Here is an 18,187-nt window from a genome sequence, read left to right as displayed (position 1 = left end):
TCTCCTTTATGTTTAACCTAATGTCCAAGGTGCTCTCATCGAAGGTTGCATCATGCGATTGGCTTCATCATCATTAACAAACATTTCTTTCTCTGGGTCCCAGTTCAATTTTCGTCCAAGTCTCATGGCAATATTTGCCATATGGCACATAGTTGCAGTGTGATAACCCACTTCCACAGGAGCCATCGGGTCCTTGCGGGATTTAACACATTCAATAAAATTCTTATGATGTCCCTTACTTCTGCCTAAATGTATTTCATTCGGGGCTATAGTTTCTTGAAGTAATGAAGGAGGATTGGCACGCAGGTCACCACCATGAATATAAATAAAAATCCATCCTTTATCACCCTCAAACTTAATTCCACGCGGTCCTACACTCTTTCCTAATAATTCAACACCATTAGCATACTCAAATCGAAATTCATAACTCATTGCGGTATTAAACAATCCTTCTTTCGGGAAAAAGCCTTTCCCTTCCACAGAGATGGGGAATGTATCATCCGTTCCATTACCTAATTGGCCTAAATCAATAATATGAGCACCTCGGTCTGTCATTTCTCCACCACTATAGTCCAGAATATATCGGAACCAGAAATGGCATCTTTTTTCTGTATAGGGTTCTTTTGGGGCAGGTCCCAGCCAGAAATCATAGTCAAAACCAGGAGGAATAGGCATTTCGGGCTGTGGAGGAATCGGGGTATGATTATCCACAGGCATGTTTACCCGTATCGTATGTAATTTACCTATTCTTCCATTCCTAACCAATTCACATGCATACCTTGCATTATCTCGGGAACGTTCATGACTACCTGTTTGAAATACTCTACGATATTTACGGACTGCCTCTACTACTGCTTTACCCTCGGGGATAGAATTTGCTAACGGTTTTTCACAATAAATATCTTTCCCTGATTGTGCCGACATAATGGATATAATAGGGTGCCAATGGTCAGGAGTCGCTATCATCACCGCATCCACATCTTTACGAGCAATGACATCCCTAAAATCATGGTAAACATCACAACCTTTATATTCGGGTATGTTCTTCTTTTGAGCATAAAAATCGTTGACTATTTTTTGTGCTTCCTGTGCATGATTATCATCCACGTCACAAACAGCAACTACCTGAACCTCAGGCAAACTTAAAAACGCCTTCATGTCATATTTGCCTTGACCTCCTACACCAATGCAAGCAACAGTTATTCTTTCATTTGGCAAAGTAGAAGGTTCCGCTCCCCATACATAAGAGGGGATTATCATCGGCGTAACAGCCATTCCCGCTGTTCCCATAAGAACATTCTTTATAAATGTTCTTCTTGAATACATTAATTTATTCATAAGATAAACTCCAATTAGATGTTAAGTAACCAATATCCTAATATCTATATCCAATCAAAAATATACAGGAATTCTAATGCAAACAGAGGTATCAAATAAAGTGAGTGACTACCACAAATCCAGCATCAAAGAAAAGGTTACTATCCGAGAGAGAATTTTAAAATTTTGGAAGATCTGAAAGAGATTGGGCAGTAACAGTTTTCAACTGATACCACGCTCGGAATAAGGCAACCCGAGCAGAAGCAAGTCTACCTTCCGCTTCAATTAAATCACGTTGTGCTTGATTTAAGCGGACTAATGACGTTTGCCCTGCTTTGTATTCCTGCTCCACCAAATCCCTATTTTTTCTAACATACTGTGCATTTTCCCTCTGTAGTTTCAGTTGTTCTTGTACCGATTTTAATTCCTGAAGGGTACTCTGAACATCAGTTATCACATCAATTCTTCCTGCATAATAATTTTGCTCTGCCTCTCGGAGTTTTGCACGTGCTTCTGCCCGTAATGCTCGGTTTTTACCCCCAGAAAAGAGGTTATATGAAATATCGACACTTACAGTAGTAGCAAAATCATCTGAACTAAATTCGCTGTCCACCGTCCTTGTCGCCGAACGGGACAAAGATAATCCCATCTGTGGATATAAAGTAGCACGGCTTTGTCCAATCTGTGCTTCAGATTGCTGGATAGCTAAAGTTAACATTTTCAAATCAGGTCTGCTTTGTAACGCAAGTGATAACAATTCATCCATATCGGGATTTTTTAAATCTTCATCTGTCTCATCTTTTAGTGGTGTTAATTTTACATTATCAGGGAGTATGCCTGTATTTAACCCCATTACGCCTGCTAAAGATATGCGAGCAATCTCACGATTTTGACGGGCATTAATAATTTGTGCTTCTGCTGACCTTAACTGTACTTCAAAATTTAAAACATCACTTAAAGAACCCGCTCCTAATTCTTGTTTTACCCGCGCTTCATAAAGAAGTCTTTCATTGAATGCTTTATCAGCTTCGGCTATTCGGAGATTTTCCTCTGCTAATTGTACCGCATAAAAACTATTTGCTACTGCGGACAATAATATTCGTATGGCTTCTTGACGAGACTCCTGAGCACTTTCCTCACCTAACTTAGCCAAAGCAAGAGTATACTTACGGGCAAAACCATCAAATAAGGTATATTTCATAATAAAATTCAACGCATAATTATTCTGTGACTCTGGAACTTTATCACTTGCTTGATATGCTGAAATCCATGAGTTCAAAATAGTTTCCCACGGTATCGAAGACATGATATCTGTGCTGGCTCCACCAGTACTTCTAAACATAGATTGAGAAATTACATTTGAACTTTGCTCCCATGCTGTACTCTGTGCACGCCGTATAGCAGTGTTCGATAGGTCTGTATGCGATGCGGTATAATTGGCAATAATTTGAGGATAATACTGGGCTAACGCTTGTTTGACTTTCTGTCGAGCTTGTTCTATCCGTTCTGTTACCGCTTTTAATGAAGGATTTTGTTCTAATGCTATTTTTTGTGCTGTTTGTAAATCTAAATACTCAGGGAGTTCTTGAGTAATTTTTGCAGTATCATCTGATTTTAATGGGAAAGAATCTACATCCGTCTCTCGTGAAGTAGCTGATAAACATATAAAAATACATAAACTTATAATCCATATGAAGAAAAATTTTTTAATATCGAAATTTGCGAATTCCATATTGTTTTATTAACTCCTCTGTTTGTTGTAATTTCTCAGGAGGAACACTTTCCAAACGATGTCCCACTTTTCGTGCTGGGACCCCTGCCCATATTTCCAGAGGTCCTACCTTCGTATCCTCTACAAGGACACTTCCCACACCAATAATAGCACCATCTCCAATTTCTACCCCCGGATGTATATAACAGCGACTTCCTACAAGAACATTATCCCCAATAATAATCGGCTTGGCTATGTGAGGTGTTAAAGCAAAATGCTCTTTTGTCCCCCAAAATATATGATTTGTATCTCGAATAACTGTAAATTCCGCAATAGCGGTATTACTTCCAATTTGTATCAATGCTGTAGATTCTAAAATTGTATAGTAACTCAATAATGAATGGGTCCCCATTATTATTTTTCCATCTTTATGAGTGCGAAGTATCACATAATCCCGAAACCGGCAATAATCCCCGCACTCCACATGCCCCTCTATAGTAAAGTGTTTTCCCTGAATACGACATTTTCTTCCCTTTCTGGCAAATTTCAAGCCATAATAATAACTTCGCCAACGAATTAAAAAAGCTTCAAACATGTTATACCATTCCTCCAATATCTATCCTCATAAGGAACTATTTTCTAATTGCCTTTTCTGTTCTAACATTGAAAATACAGGCTCTACTTCCTCAGGTTTTGGAATTCTTCGATTTCTAATTGTATATGCTAATCTTCGAACATCATTTAATATACCAATAATAGTAGGTATAAATAGAAGCGTGACAATAGTCGCAAAAACTAAACCTATGGCTAATGAGACTGCCATCGGTTTCAGGAATTGTGCTTGCATATCTCGTGTAAAAAGCAAACCTATAAGCCCTCCAAATGTAGTGGTTGTAGTTAAGAAAATAGCACGAAACCTTCTCTTACCTGCTTGAAGTATTGAAGAAATAAAACTATTCCCCTCGCCAAGGTTTGCATTAAAGCAATCCACAAAAACAATAGCATCATTAACAACCACACCAGCGAGGGCAACAATACCGAATAAACTCATAAGTGTAACAGTTTGTCCGAACAATAAATGACCAATCAATGCTCCTACAACACCAAATGGAATGGTAAGCATAATTAATATCGGTTGAGAATAAGAATGGAATATCGATGAAATAATCAGGAAAATTAATAACAATGCAATAGGGAAACCCACTTTTAAGGAGCCAAGTGCATCTCTACTATTTTGTTGAGGTCCTTCAAACGACCATATTAATCCTGGATATTTCCTTTGGAGCAATGGGAGAAAATTATTTGTTAAATCACCAATAATTTCTGTTGAATTTGCCTTTGTTGTCTCTATATCTGCTGTTACCACAACTCTTCGCATTCCATCAACACGTGTAATAGAAGAAAAACCTGGAGTAAAATCTACATCAGCCACAGCAAATAAAGGAACTTCATATCCTTGATTTGTCCTTATGCGAACTTGATTTAATATAGAGAGATAGCTACGGTCCTCACGAGGATAACGAACCCGTATACGGATATCATCTCTACCCCTTTGAATTCGAACCGCTTCTTCTCCAAAAAAGCCACCCGCTAATTGCCTACCTAATGAATCCAGAGTTATCCCCAATGTTTGCGCCTCTGGTTTCAGATAAAACCTCGCTTCAATTTTTGCAGGGCGATAATCATCCTCAATTTGATAAACTCCATCGTAAGTTTTAAGTTTTTCTTTTATCTCCTGACTTGCACGAATTATATCCTGAAGGTTCTCACTTCTTAGCCATAATTCAATTCCTGTTCCACGAGGTCCTCCTCCACTTACATCATATTTCTGTTTTAATGTTCCTGGGATAGTCCCTGTTTCCTTTGCCCACATAGAACTTAATTTCTTTGCATGAATCCCCCTTCGTTCTGTGGGTAATAATTCTACTCTAATTTCACCTACATTACTTCCCCCCTGAGCAGAAAATCCACTACTACTCTGCCCCACAACACTATAAACATTCTTAACCAACGGTTCGCCACTTATAGTGGTGGTTTTCTCTGCTAACCTTTTTAGGGCATCTTCCATTCTTTTTACAGCATCTTTTGTAACATGAAACGGTGTCCCCGCAGGAAACTCAACCTGTGCCATTAAATAGTCCCCATCAGCCTCAGTAAAAACTTCAAATTTAATAATTTGCCCCCGAACAAGTCCCATTATCGTTAATAATATAGCGATAAAGGCTGTTAACGAAATATAACGATGCTTTAACATGGTATTTAAAAATGGAAGATAAATTTTTTCAACAAAAGCATCGAGAAAATCACTAAAAAACCATCTTAGTCTTTTCAGAGGATGTCTCCGATTATCAGAGTTTGAAATGGTATGAGATAAATCAGGCAAATCATTAAGAGCAGGAAGCAAGAAAAGAGATTCAAATAATGATACACTCAACGCAGAAATAACAACTATGGGCAAAATACGAATAAACTTACCCATAATTCCACTCACAAACATCAACGGGATAAATGCGGCTATTGTTGTTGTTACAGCCCCTATCACGGGCAATCCCACTTCCTCTACACCCGTTAACGCCGCTTTCATGGGGGGCAATCCTCGCTGGCGATGGTAGTATATTGCTTCACCGACTATAATTGCATCATCAACCAGCATACCCAATACCATAATTAACCCAAATAACGACATCATATTTAAAGTACTGCCATGAAGATACATAATGCATATAGCCCCTGCAAAGGAAATAGGGATTCCTAAAGTAACGAAAAATGATAAACGAGCATTCATCAGTAACAATAACATCACAATAACAATAATCAACCCTTGAATACCATTTATCTCAAGCAGATTTAATCGTGCTCGAATTAATCGAGCTCTGTCGTTCCATACAGAAATTTTCACTCCAGGAGGCAGTTGTTTTTGCTTTGATTCTACATATTTTTTGACTGCATCTGATATGGCTATATCATCTTCTTCCTGAGTTTTGAAACATGAGATCAAAACTGATTTTTCTCCATTAAAATCTGCCTCTAAGGGGTCTTCATTAAAATCATCCCGTATTTCCGCTACCTGGTCCAGAGTAATCACTTCACCTGTGGGTTTGGCTAATACTACTATCTTAGCCAATTCATCTGCATAATATTTTCTACCTATTGTTCGAATTCGTATTTCCGCACCTTTAGAACGAATAAGCCCTCCAGAAATATTCAAGTTTCCGGAACGAATTGCCGAAGCTACCTGCGAAAAGGTTAGCCCTAACTTTTGAAGTTTTTCTTCAGACACTTCAATCCCTATTTCATATTGTTTTGCACCAAAAATAAAAACCTGCGAAAGTTCTGGAAGTGCCTGTAATTCGTCTTTTATCTGTTCTGCCCACTCTTTTAAGATTTTATCGGGTAAATTTCCAGATAATGCTACCTGAATAACCTCACGGCGAATAGTTACTTCATTCGTTATTGGTTTCTCTGCGTCTTTTGGAAATGTAGAAATAGAATCAATGGCATTACGAACCTTATCATATACCTTACTTAAATCATAACTATCCATCACTTCAATATTTGCCATTCCCATATTTTCCGAAGCGACGGTAGTATATCGTTTTATTCCTTCTACGGTATCTAAGGATTCCTCAATCTTACGACAAATACCTTCTTCAACTTCCTCTGGGTCTGCACCGGGATATATTACCTGGACTGTTATCATATCTAAAGAGAATTCAGGGAATAATTCCCTCCGAATTAACAACAGAGAAATTAATCCTGCAATAAGTATAACTGCAGTCAATATATTCGCAAAAACACGGTTTCCGACAAAATACCCTAAAAACTGATTCATGAATCAGATTCCTTATCTCCCGATTTTTGGATTTCCAACAGTGAATTCTCTATCGGATTAACCAAACGAGTTGTAACAACAACAGTCCCTGGCTTAAGACCTTTTACTATAACTTCATCACCTTGAATATATAATCGTTCCACTTGAACTGACTTTAAACGGTCATTCTCTGCGACATAAACTGTCCCTTCAAAACTTACTGCAGTATCTGGCAAACGAAATACACCCGATAATATCTTGCCTGGAATTTTTACCTGACAAAACATACCCTGAACCAATGGTATTTTATCATCAGATAAGGAAAACACATTTTCCTTTTCAATACGAACAACTGCATAAATTGTCCTCGTTTTTTCATCATATCTTTCGATACGATGTAACAAACCTTTCCATTTATGATTTTCTTTATCCTCTGTCCATAGAATTTCACATTCTTTAGGCTCTAATGGTGGAAACCATGCAGAATCAATATTGATATTATCCTTTTGAAATGGAAGCCACTGCGTTGCCTGTTTCGCATCTAAGGGGACTGATATTTCCAGAATGGAATCATCTGAAAGTGTCATTACAACAGAACCAGGGGTTACATATTGTCCTGCTTCAAGATTCACTGTTTTAATCCGTGCGTTAAAAGGAACCTTTACCTGTGTCCGTGATAGATTTATTTCTGCCTGGGATAATTGGGCTTCCGCATTTTTCACTACCTCCTCAGATTCTCTAACTCTTAAAGGATATAACTCCACAGATTGGACTAATAAATTATAAGCATCTAATGCCTGATTGTACGCCCGTTCTGTTTGCTCAACATTCGATTGTGTACCCACTTTTTCTCTTTCAAATAACTGCTTCACACGCTGGAACTCTGAATAAGCAAGGTCTTTAGTACGCTCTAATGTTTTAAGTCGTTCTTTATCGGAGGCAAACTGTTCCTGTGTCCTTTTCAATGTCTGCTTTGCCTGTTCTAAACTTGCTTGTGCAGATTTTAGGCGAACTTGGTAATCACTGGGATCTATTTCAAATAAGACTTCCCCTACAGGGATAACCTCACCGGCTTCCAATCTTGGATGAATATGAATAACACGCCCCGATACTTCCGGTGCTATAGGAACCGTTGCTAAGGTTCGGACTTCTCCAAAACCATTTAATATAATTGGAACATCTTCCGGTTGCACCTGAACTACATCAACAGGAATGGGACGCTCTTCCTGTTCTGCTTGTGCTGGAGGTTTGCGAAAAGAAGAAAAGAAAAGAAAGGAAACAATCCCCAATAAAAAGATTAAAATTGCAATTAAAAATGAGACTAATTTTGAAATTGTTATGTACTTTTTTATCTCATCGTCATTCATAAAATTTCCTCACTTTATTTGTTGTTATTCTGGACAGATATTAAATATTCTCTTATTTTTTTATAAACATCAACCCATTGAGATGCAGTTTCATCGCCTAAACCTTTTAATAAGTCACTTATCCCTGTTAACACTTGATTTTCATGCCATTTCAGGGTCTTACTGGCTTCTGGCGTTAAGCGGATTTGTATTTCACGACGGTCTTCAGATGACTGCTCACGAACTACCAGCCCCAATTCCACTAATCGGTCTAACATCAAACTTGCTGCAGGAGGAGAAACATACAAGTATTCCGCTAATTCCTTTAATTTTAATGGCTCATAATTTTTTATTGTGACCAACATCTGAAACTGAGGCATTGTGAGGTCATGCCCAAATTTTATTTTTTCCTTTTCTGAAGAACAACTATGAAACCGACTATGCATCCATCTCTGAATCATTTGAATTGTTTTCAATATCTCATAGGCTGACTCATCATATCGTTCCATTATGCATCTCCAACAATATGTGTAATGCTATCTTTATATTTTTTTCTTAACCACTTCAGTAATCTCATGGACTAATTCATCTGTAACAATTGTCTTCCCCTTTTCAACGCCTAAATCCGTTATCACAATATGCTCAAATGGTATTTGTCTCTTCTCAAATATTTTCTTTCCACAGGAAACAGGACAGCCATCTATTACTACATTCCTATCTGCTCCCAATGCAGATTGGATGAAGCCTGAAGAATCAGAGGCTACTCCTGAAAGACATGAACCACGACATACCTTATCTTTTACTAAATTTCTAACAACACGGTCTGCTACTAATCCTGTATTGGCAATACCTGAACATGAATAAACAAGAATAGTGCCTTTTTCATCGGAACAATTACATTGCATAATATCAATTCCTTGTTTTAATGATTTGTGAGTTTATTTTATCATAAAATAATTAATATTTCAAATTATTTATTTTACTTATTATTAAAATATTTAAATATTTTGTATTTTTATTAATAAACACTAAAAGGAAACAAAAAGTTCCCTTCATTTATTTTTTACCGTTATAATATAAGTAAAACAGATAACTCAATTTGATTAAAATGACAACATTAGTTAAATGTGAACTTTGTCCCCGTTATTGTGTTCTTGAACATGGTCAAAAGGGAGAGTGTCGTATTCGTATAAATATTGATGGAAAACTTTACGCAGTTACTTATGGACATCCCTGCTCTATCCATGTTGACCCTGTAGAGAAAAAACCTCTTTATCATTTTTTACCAGGGACACCTATTTTATCCCTTGCTACCGTAGGTTGTAATCTCCATTGTAAAAATTGCCAGAATTGGGAAATATCTCAGACAGAACCATACCAAATGGAAACGGAATTTGTAGAACCTGAACAGATGTCCGCATTGGCTATTCAGTATCAATGTCCTTCCATTGCTTATACCTATACAGAGCCATTAGCTTACTATGAGTATACGTATGAGTGCTGTAAAATATCTATTGAAAAAGGGTTAAAAAATGTTCTTGTAACTGCGGGATATATTAACGAAGAACCTTACAAGCAATTACTACCTTTTGTCCAATCCGCAAATATAGATTTAAAAGGCTTTTCAGAGGAATTTTATAGAACCGTATGCGATGGAACACTAAAACCTGTATTAAGAACACTGGAATTAACTAAAAATGCAGGGGTTGAACTTGAGGTCACTAATTTAGTTATTCCCACCTTAAATGATAAAGACGAAGACCTGCAACAATTATCCGCATGGGTAGCAAAAAATTTAGGGAAAGATACACCATTGCATTTTTCCCAATTTTATCCTCGTTATAAAATGACTCATCTACCCCCAACACCCTTAGAGACTCTTCTAAAAGCACGTCAAATCGCTTTAAATGAAGGTTTACAATTCGTATATATTGGCAATATTATCCATAAAGAGAGTTCAAATACATACTGTCCATCATGCAAAACCTTGCTTATAGAGCGATATGGTTTTAATATCCTTCAAAACAATATTTCACAGGGGAAATGTCCCAAATGTAACACGGAGATATATGGAATATGGCAATAAATAGAAGAAGATTTTTATCATATATAGTAACAGCCATAATTACAAGATATGGTATTAAAAAACCTTCATTAGTTCGACAAACATATGCGATACCTTTATCTAATAAGAAACTTTCTACCTACTTTAATTCTAAAAATAAAACAAGAAAATTTTCACCTAAACCGTCATCATGGATGGGTTGAAATTTAATATAATAAAAGAAGAATGAGTAAGGGAAGTATGATGAGTATTATGAAAACGTATTCTTATATTGGTTTATTCCTTATGTCCATCCTTCTTATCCCATTTGCATGTGGTGATAATTCTACCTCAGACCAAACTAAAGAAATACATTCTAAAAAAGTCTACCAGTCGTTAATAGCTGGACAATGGTATGATGCATCTCCCGAAAAACTAAAACAACAAATCTCAGAGTTGTTTAATAAAGCAGATGTAGAGCCAATAAAAAGTGTTATCGGACTGATATTACCTCATGCAGGTTATGCATACTCAGGATTAACCGCATGTAAAGGAATTAAAGCAACAGAAAAATCTTTATACTCAAGAATAATTATATTAGGGACAAGTCACAGAGCACCATTAGAAAATATAATAAGTGTTCCCTCTGTGGACTTTTATGAAACTCCATTAGGACAAATACCCCTTGATGTGGATACTATTCAAGAATTAAAAAAATTCCCATATTTTAAGGAATTTCCTTTGGCACAACGAGGGGAGCATAGCGTTGAAATTGAGTTGCCATTGCTACAATACTTAAAAAAAGACTTTAAGTTAATCCCACTGATTTGCGGACGGTTAGACATAGAAACCACAGAAAAAGTGGCTCAGATACTACAAAACTATATTGACGAAAAAACATTAGTCATTGCCAGTAGCGATTTTACTCATTATGGACCCAATTACAATTATGTCCCTTTTAGTGAGAATATTCCGGAAAATCTTAAAAAATTAGATATGGGAGCATATCAATATATAGAGAAACGAGATGTGAAGGGATTTTATGAATATATTAAACAAACAGGAATTACAATTTGTGGTCCGTATGGGATTGGAGTTTTGATGTATTTATTACCAGAAAATACTCAAGCGAAACTTGTAGAATATAAACAATCCGGTGAGATTGTAAATGATTATCAAAATTCAGTAAGTTATTTTAGCATTGCCTTTGCGGGAACATGGCAGAAAGGAGAAAAAAAATCTATGAATGTTTCAACAACATTAACACCTGAAGAGAAAAAGGATTTGTTAAAATTAGCACGATGGACACTTGAATATGTGCTGGAACATAACAAACTACCATCGGACAATGAGATACCCATTAAAATAACAGAGACAATGAAAACGCCCCGTGCCGCATTCGTTACTTTGAAAATAAAAGATGACTTGCGAGGATGTATTGGTGAAATTTTCGCAACGAAGCCAATGTATAAATCCGTTTTACAAAATGCATATAATGCAGGCTTTAAAGACCCCCGATTCTATCCTATCACGAAAGATGAATTACCTAAAATCAAGATTGATATATCCCTACTTACACATCCAAAAAAAATAAATCACTATAATGAAATTGAATTAGGGAAACATGGGATAATTATGAAAAAAGGATACTACCAGGCTTTGTTTTTACCACAGGTAGCCCCGGAACAAAATTGGAATTTACAGCAAACTCTGGAACATCTGGCTATGAAAGCGGGTTTACCACCAGATGGATATAAAGAAGGTGCTGAATTTGAAGTTTTTGAAGCAGAAGTGTTCCACGAAGAATAACTAAAGAGTAATTGTGAAAAAATATCTTTTACCCATTTCATTAGGTCTCTTTTCAATCACTGCACAAGCATTGCTCGTGCGTGATTTTCTGCATTGCATTGAAGAGAATGAACTTACCTTAGGTGTTTTTTACTTTTTCTGGTTTATATGGATTATTCCAGGTTCTTTTATCGGAAAACTTTCCTACAAATATTCATACTTTTTCCCATTTACCTCTCTTCTCTATATCCCTTCATGGTTGTGGGGACATTTTTTGGTGCGTAACTCACGATTTATCTCAACTATTCCGACATACGAACTTTTTAACATACATTCTCTTTTTTTATATTCCGCAATAGCACCTGCAGGAATAAGCTTCCTTACAGGATTTTTATTCACCCATTGTGCTTTATGGTGGCAAAACCATTTTACAAATGATGTTAGCAATTCCAAACCTTCAACAATAATTCGTTATGTATATGCTTACGAGGCTTTCGGTGCTGTAATAGGTGGACTAATTACTTCATTCAGTATTTACCTCGGACTTTCTCATTGGATACCTATTTGTATTTCTGCGTGGTTCCTAATAACTTCTTCCTTACTCTCACTAAACTATCCATTTCTAAAAAAAGTATTCCCTATCTTACTTCTACCTTTACTTTTGGTATTGGCATTCTTACTGGATTCGTGGGAAAACAAGTCTTTGTGGAATCGTATTACAAAAAATGAAAATTTTAGAGGCAAAATAATTACTCAAAAGGGAGAATACTTATATGGGTATGATGATAACCAATTCATTCTTTTACGAAACCTCAAACCCGCATTGAGTTTCCCAAATCAGGAATATGGTTTGCGGTTATTATCTACTTTCTTTGCTCAGAAAAATGATGCTAAAGATATTTTGCTCATCGGTGAACCCTTTATTTACACACTACCATACTTAGTAAGTATTAACAATATAGAAAAAATTTTATGGATACCTTTTGACTTCGAACTATCTAAAAATATTGTTTCACTATTACATGAAAATTCCCTTATAAATAGCGAAAAAATCATATTTCCACAAACTGAAGTCCGTACTTTTTTGAAAAATACTAATGATAAATTTGACATCATCCTTGTTTATACAGGCGACCCACAAACTATCACTACAAACCAATACTTGACAAATCATTTTTTTGATTTACTTAAAACTCATCTTACAGACAAAGGAATCGCAGGAATTCGTATGTCAGGCGGAGAAAATTTTTTAGGTGGCGAAATTGCAACACTTGGTTCGTCCATATATTTTACTTTTCAACAGGTATTTAAGCTTAATGCATTAAAACCAGGTGACGAGACATGGCTATTTGGTTCAGTATCGTATCCTTTGAGTGAACATATACCAACACTTGAACAGCGATTATCTGTTTTACAACAACAAATTTCAGACATCAAACCCAGTATCGTAAAAGACCTATATCCTGCTGATAGAATTATTTTCCAAAAAAATCGATATGAGGAAATTAAAAAATTTATTCGTGAAGATTACTTAATTAATACAGAAGACAAATATCTCGGCTTTCTATATAGTAATCTTTTTTATCTCTGGAAACAGGGTTATTCAGGGTTATTAGATAAAATTATTACCATTAAGCAACTGGTCTTTTTCCTGTTAATCTCATCTCCATTATGTTTTTTATTAGCACGCTGGATATATAAAAGGAAATCTATCCGAAAAGGGAAAGGGTCATGTTTTTATATTAATTTAGAAACATATTTTGCTATTTTCATTATTGGTGCTATTAGTATGGGGATTTCTATTCTCCTTCTTATACAATTTCAATACCATTATGGAACTCTCTCAACCTACATTGGTCTCTTATCCTCTATGTTTATGCTGGGACTCTCAATAAGTCCCCTCCTCTTTAATGCTTTGTATACAGATAATAATAAGCAATCGTTCTTCATTGTTTTCTTTCTTTTTTCTGTCTGTATTTGTTATACAATTGCAATAATTTTCGTATCATCCATCCATTTTTATACTTATCTCGCTATATTCTTTTTATGGGGGTTTGCTTTAGGTTTTCTCCTTTCCATGTTTCTCAATACATTAGATAAAGAATTAACCACGGCTCAAATTGCGGTAAACTTAGAAGTATGGGATAATCTCGGAGCAGGAATAGGGGCTTTTCTATTTCCAATTATGTTGCTCCCTCTTTTAGGGTTAAAGTATTCAATTGAAGTAATTTTCTATTATTTACTCATTACCTTCATTTTCATCCCCCTCCTAAAAAAAACTCCAGCACATCAGTCATCATTATGGGGAAGAAACCTTGGATACATACTCTTCCCAGTCCTTATTTTATGTTTTATCTCAACTGAAATATATAATCGCGTCACAACTCCTTTGCCCGAAGATACATTTACAATAATTGCCCAGGAATTATCCGACGGAGGAGAACTTCAACCCGAAATAATAATGCTTCCTGATAATAGACAAATCCGTTATTATACTGTTACAAAAAAAGATGAAAATCAGAATGAACATATCTCCTATATTTTTTCAACAGCTTCGCTATTTAAGGTAATTGGATATGGTGGAGAAATGGATATTGCAGTTAAGGTGTCTAAAGAAGGGAATATTGAAGATATTAAAGTTATCCAATCGAACGAAACCCCCGATTATTTATCTCTCGTTGAAAACTACTTCTTTTTGTATAAAGGGAAAAATATATTTCAGCCCGAAACAATCTCAGAAATAGATATTGTTAGCGGGGCGACAACAACTTCCGATGCTGTTAAAAGGGCTGTTCAATTTTCAGGAAAAGAATTTGCAAAAATTATTCAAACAAATAATATAACTCAATCCAAAATATCATTCTCTTACAATACGTTAGCCCATACAACTTACTCCGTATATATCTTTCTTTTATTTATTCTTCTGGCTATAATCCTTCGATTTTTCCATAATAACTTACTTCGGACATTATGGTTAATATCCGTAGTAATAGTTTTGGGTTTCTGGTTAAACATTCAATATGGGCTTTATTCCATTGTTCAGCTCTTATCTGTGGAGAAACTACAATTTCATTTGAATATCTCAACCATTTTAACTATTGGCATTCCTGTGCTTGTTCTAATCAATGGCAATATTTACTGCGGATATTTATGCCCATTTGGAGCATTATCTGAACTAATAAGCAAATTTAATTGGATAAATAGAAAAATAACCCCGACAAGACAAACATGGTACATAACTCGACAGTTTAAATACATCATTGCCTTTTTATTCTTCTTTATATATTTTATCGTGCGGGAAGCAACAATGATTAGCGTCGACCCCTTACTATCCTTTTTTACGTTGGACATATCAAACTACATAACAATATTTGGTATTTTTGTTTTAGTTGCAAGTCTTCTATATAACCGTTTCTGGTGCAGGGTACTTTGTCCAACAGGTGCTTTTTTAAGTTTAATCCAATCGCTTCGAATATTTTCATTTTTCTGGCAAAGAACCTTCCCTACACATTGCGATCTCGGAATTTCAAGACCTGAAGAAATAGATTGTATCCAATGTAATCGGTGCTACAAACATGAAAAGAAATGATTTTGTTTTTTTGAGCATTTCGTTACTTTACGCTATTACGTTTATCATTATTTCCGTCTATCATACGCTCCCTGAAAAATCATCGACAGAATTATCTTTTATACAAACGGAAGGGAGTCCTATAAAACCAACAGGAACCACAACTGATATTGAAAAAATTAAACGTATGATACAGAATAATAATCTTTCTGATAAGGAAGCTTTGTTTTACAAAAAATTGCATGAAGAAGAACAGAATAAAAAAGAAAATCTAAAACAACATCAACAACTTCGTAAACGTTGGAGACGAGGAAGACAAAGAGATAATTAAACTGGTTTTTAAATACAAATTCCGTTTAAAAATTTGTTAACATAAAAGCCAATTTACAAAGTGAAGACGCAGGAGTTATTTTGATGAATCAAAAACAAACAACTATTCTTTCTGAAAAACAAACATTAGATTTATTAGAAAAATACAAAATACCCATAGCAGACTTTCGCATTTGTTATAACATAGAGGAACTCATTTCCTCTTCAAAAAATTTAGAATTTCCGATAACAATAAAAGGTATGGCAGAAGGAATTGCCCATAAAAGCGATTTGGGATTAGTAAAAACAGATATAAAATCGGAAGAAGATTTATTAAAAGCAGTAAAAGAGATTCAGAACAATGCACAAAACCATAATCTATCGGGATTTTTATTACAAAAACATATTTATGGTAAACGCGAACTTATCATTGGCGGAATGAAACATAATGAATATGGTGTGTGTGTTTATATCGGTATAGGAGGTATTTTTGTAGAAGCGATAGAAGATGTGTCTTTCCGTTCTGCCCCCATTAGTGAAATTGATTTACAAGAAATGATCTATGAATTACATTTCAAAAAAATCTTTAATTCATTTCGCGGAGACCCTCCTATTGATACAAAAAAGATTTTCCCCATAATAAAATCTATTGAAAATCTATTAAGCAATGAAGCAAAAATCAGTCAATTTGAATTAAATCCTATTTTGATACATCGTGATACACCTATTGCAGTAGATGCCCTTGCAGTTAAAGGGAACATTTCGATAAAAAATGAACAAACAGAGAGAACATCACTTGATTTCAACACACTATTGAAACTATTTGAACCTGAAAGTATTGCCATTGTTGGCATAACAGATACCCCAATCAAATGGGGTTTTCGCGTCCTGTTTAATACTCTTGAGGGGGGATACACAGGAAAGATATATGGTGTTAATCCCAAACGAAGCGAGGTCTTGAATATTCCTTGTTATCCCTCTATTTTGGATTTGCCCGAAGTGGTAGATTTGGCGGTTATTATTGTTCCTCCACCAACAGTTCTACCTTCGGTTCAGGAATGTATCCAAAAAGGTATTCAGGTTGTCCTTGTCATAACAGCAGGTTTTGGAGAATTGAATAATGAAGAGGCACAAACTTCTCAGGAAAAATTAAAACAAATTGCACACGAAAATAATCTATATCTTATCGGTCCTAATTGCGCAGGTGTAGTCAGTCCATATCCAAAAAAATTGTATTGTTCAATGATAGGAAGATATCCTCAACCAGGTGGATTAAGTATCTTATCTCAAAGTGGGAATATTGGAAACACAATAATGAGTTGGGCTATGGAACACCATTTAGGACTATCTCGATTTATCAGCACAGGCAATGAAGCAGTTATTAAAAATTACCATTACTTGAACTTTTTCGGTTCTGACCCCAAAACAAAGGTGATTTTTTCTTATATTGAAAGTGCAAAGGATATTCGTCTCTTCTTCAACGAATTAAAAAAGACAACAAAGAAAAAACCTGTAATAATATTAAAAGGAGGCAAAACTCAGGCAGGTTCTCGCGCCGCTTCTTCACACACTGGTGCATTAGCCACTGATTACCGATTATTTCGCGGGATTTGTATCCAACAAGGTGCAATACTGACTGAAGATGTGTATGAAGCAACCGAAACAGCCTATCTTCTTTCGAATGTTCCACTCCCCCGAGGCAGGAATGTGGGTATTCTATCGCAAGGGGGGGGCTGGGGTGTTATTTCTGCAGATGTGTGTACAAAAGTAGGATTAAACGTCATTCCTCTTTCCGAAAACACATTAAAAAAATTAGATGCTATTATGCCTAAATGGTGGAATCGAACAAATCCTGTGGATATGGTCGCAGGAACAGATAGAAACTTATTTAAAAATTCAATGGAAATACTAATACAGGACGACGAGGTTGACATACTGGTTATCTTAGGCATTGGCTATATCGGTAGTGCATATGTGCGTCTCCAAAATTCAGAACGGGCAAAACATTTGGGACTTGACAAATTATCAGAGATCGGAACCCATTTTGAGATAAAAGATGCAGAGGAAATTACAAGACTTATGCAAACCTACCAAAAACCCATTGTAGTGGCTTCAGACACAACGATCCTATCTCACGGTCAAAATAAAAATCCAGTACTAAAAAAACTCGAAGAAATGAATATCTATGTCTTCCAAAATCCTACCAATATGGCAAAAGCCATTGCCCACCTCTGCCGATACAGCGAATACCTTCGAAACACCCCTCGTATTTTTTAAATTATCTTTTATTAAT

12 protein-coding genes are annotated in these 18,187 nt (G+C 35.7%); 5 read left to right on the top strand and 7 right to left on the bottom strand.

The annotated features are described in order from the left end of the window. Window positions 1-12 precede the first annotated feature (12 nt). The 7 genes from PLJ10_03585 to PLJ10_03555 form a co-directional block, all read right to left on the bottom strand. Entirely contained in the window at window positions 13-1,338 is a 1,326-nt protein-coding gene (locus PLJ10_03585) for a Gfo/Idh/MocA family oxidoreductase (GenBank protein ID HOK08724.1), read from the bottom strand. Window positions 1,339-1,495: 157 nt separating this feature from the next. Continuing rightward, window positions 1,496-3,049: a TolC family protein gene (locus PLJ10_03580; protein ID HOK08723.1), complete on the bottom strand. Its 1,554-nt coding sequence runs from the start codon at window positions 3,047-3,049 to the stop codon at window positions 1,496-1,498. Next, complete coding sequence (locus PLJ10_03575) at window positions 3,024-3,623, bottom strand: acyltransferase (protein ID HOK08722.1); 600 nt, start codon at window positions 3,621-3,623, stop codon at window positions 3,024-3,026. Before PLJ10_03575 ends, PLJ10_03580 begins: the two co-directional genes overlap by 26 nt. 27 nt (window positions 3,624-3,650) lie before the next feature. Continuing rightward, complete coding sequence (locus PLJ10_03570) at window positions 3,651-6,860, bottom strand: efflux RND transporter permease subunit (GenBank protein HOK08721.1); 3,210 nt, start codon at window positions 6,858-6,860, stop codon at window positions 3,651-3,653. Next, window positions 6,857-8,206, bottom strand: coding sequence for a biotin/lipoyl-binding protein (locus PLJ10_03565; GenBank protein ID HOK08720.1), 1,350 nt, complete (start codon window positions 8,204-8,206; stop codon window positions 6,857-6,859). The genes PLJ10_03570 and PLJ10_03565 overlap by 4 nt, the downstream gene beginning before the upstream one ends. A gap of 14 nt (window positions 8,207-8,220) precedes the next feature. Beyond that, a complete protein-coding gene (locus PLJ10_03560) occupies window positions 8,221-8,694 on the bottom strand; it encodes a MarR family transcriptional regulator (GenBank protein HOK08719.1) in 474 nt (157 codons plus the stop codon). Between the two features lie 33 nt (window positions 8,695-8,727). Further along, window positions 8,728-9,090 (bottom strand): putative zinc-binding protein, encoded by a 363-nt coding sequence (locus PLJ10_03555; GenBank protein HOK08718.1) that lies wholly within the window; start codon window positions 9,088-9,090, stop codon window positions 8,728-8,730. Between the two features lie 203 nt (window positions 9,091-9,293). Here PLJ10_03555 and amrS point away from each other — a divergent pair, with 203 nt between their 5' ends. The 5 genes from amrS to PLJ10_03530 all read left to right on the top strand — a co-directional run bounded on the left by amrS (window position 9,294) and on the right by PLJ10_03530 (window position 18,171). Beyond that, complete coding sequence (amrS, locus tag PLJ10_03550) at window positions 9,294-10,271, top strand: AmmeMemoRadiSam system radical SAM enzyme (protein HOK08717.1); 978 nt, start codon at window positions 9,294-9,296, stop codon at window positions 10,269-10,271. Window positions 10,272-10,493: 222 nt separating this feature from the next. Next, a complete protein-coding gene (gene amrB, locus PLJ10_03545) occupies window positions 10,494-12,038 on the top strand; it encodes an AmmeMemoRadiSam system protein B (GenBank protein ID HOK08716.1) in 1,545 nt (514 codons plus the stop codon). A 13-nt stretch (window positions 12,039-12,051) separates the two neighbouring features. Beyond that, complete coding sequence (locus PLJ10_03540) at window positions 12,052-15,606, top strand: 4Fe-4S binding protein (GenBank protein ID HOK08715.1); 3,555 nt, start codon at window positions 12,052-12,054, stop codon at window positions 15,604-15,606. Beyond that, window positions 15,593-15,916, top strand: coding sequence for a hypothetical protein (locus PLJ10_03535; protein ID HOK08714.1), 324 nt, complete (start codon window positions 15,593-15,595; stop codon window positions 15,914-15,916). The genes PLJ10_03540 and PLJ10_03535 overlap by 14 nt, the downstream gene beginning before the upstream one ends. A gap of 83 nt (window positions 15,917-15,999) precedes the next feature. After that, entirely contained in the window at window positions 16,000-18,171 is a 2,172-nt protein-coding gene (locus PLJ10_03530; protein HOK08713.1) for an acetate--CoA ligase family protein, read from the top strand. Window positions 18,172-18,187 lie beyond the last annotated feature (16 nt).

Origin of the sequence: Candidatus Hydrogenedens sp., from assembly GCA_035361075.1 — a bacterium.
In the GTDB taxonomy this organism is placed as follows: domain Bacteria; phylum Hydrogenedentota; class Hydrogenedentia; order Hydrogenedentales; family Hydrogenedentaceae; genus Hydrogenedens.
The sequence above is the reverse complement of the archived record's forward strand: the minus strand, read 5'-3'. Positions and strand labels throughout refer to the sequence as shown.

What these genes read in the sequence shown, in the direction of transcription:
- PLJ10_03585 (HOK08724.1), bottom strand. Translation starts at nt 1,338, where the DNA reads ATGAATAAATTAATGTATTCAAGAAGAACATTTATAAAGAATGTTCTT.
- PLJ10_03580 (HOK08723.1), bottom strand. Translation starts at nt 3,049, where the DNA reads ATGGAATTCGCAAATTTCGATATTAAAAAATTTTTCTTCATATGGATT.
- PLJ10_03575 (HOK08722.1), bottom strand. Translation starts at nt 3,623, where the DNA reads ATGTTTGAAGCTTTTTTAATTCGTTGGCGAAGTTATTATTATGGCTTG.
- PLJ10_03570 (HOK08721.1), bottom strand. Translation starts at nt 6,860, where the DNA reads ATGAATCAGTTTTTAGGGTATTTTGTCGGAAACCGTGTTTTTGCGAAT.
- PLJ10_03565 (HOK08720.1), bottom strand. Translation starts at nt 8,206, where the DNA reads ATGAATGACGATGAGATAAAAAAGTACATAACAATTTCAAAATTAGTC.
- PLJ10_03560 (HOK08719.1), bottom strand. Translation starts at nt 8,694, where the DNA reads ATGGAACGATATGATGAGTCAGCCTATGAGATATTGAAAACAATTCAA.
- PLJ10_03555 (HOK08718.1), bottom strand. Translation starts at nt 9,090, where the DNA reads ATGCAATGTAATTGTTCCGATGAAAAAGGCACTATTCTTGTTTATTCA.
- amrS (HOK08717.1), top strand. Translation starts at nt 9,294, where the DNA reads ATGACAACATTAGTTAAATGTGAACTTTGTCCCCGTTATTGTGTTCTT.
- amrB (HOK08716.1), top strand. Translation starts at nt 10,494, where the DNA reads ATGAGTATTATGAAAACGTATTCTTATATTGGTTTATTCCTTATGTCC.
- PLJ10_03535 (HOK08714.1), top strand. Translation starts at nt 15,593, where the DNA reads ATGAAAAGAAATGATTTTGTTTTTTTGAGCATTTCGTTACTTTACGCT.
- PLJ10_03530 (HOK08713.1), top strand. Translation starts at nt 16,000, where the DNA reads ATGAATCAAAAACAAACAACTATTCTTTCTGAAAAACAAACATTAGAT.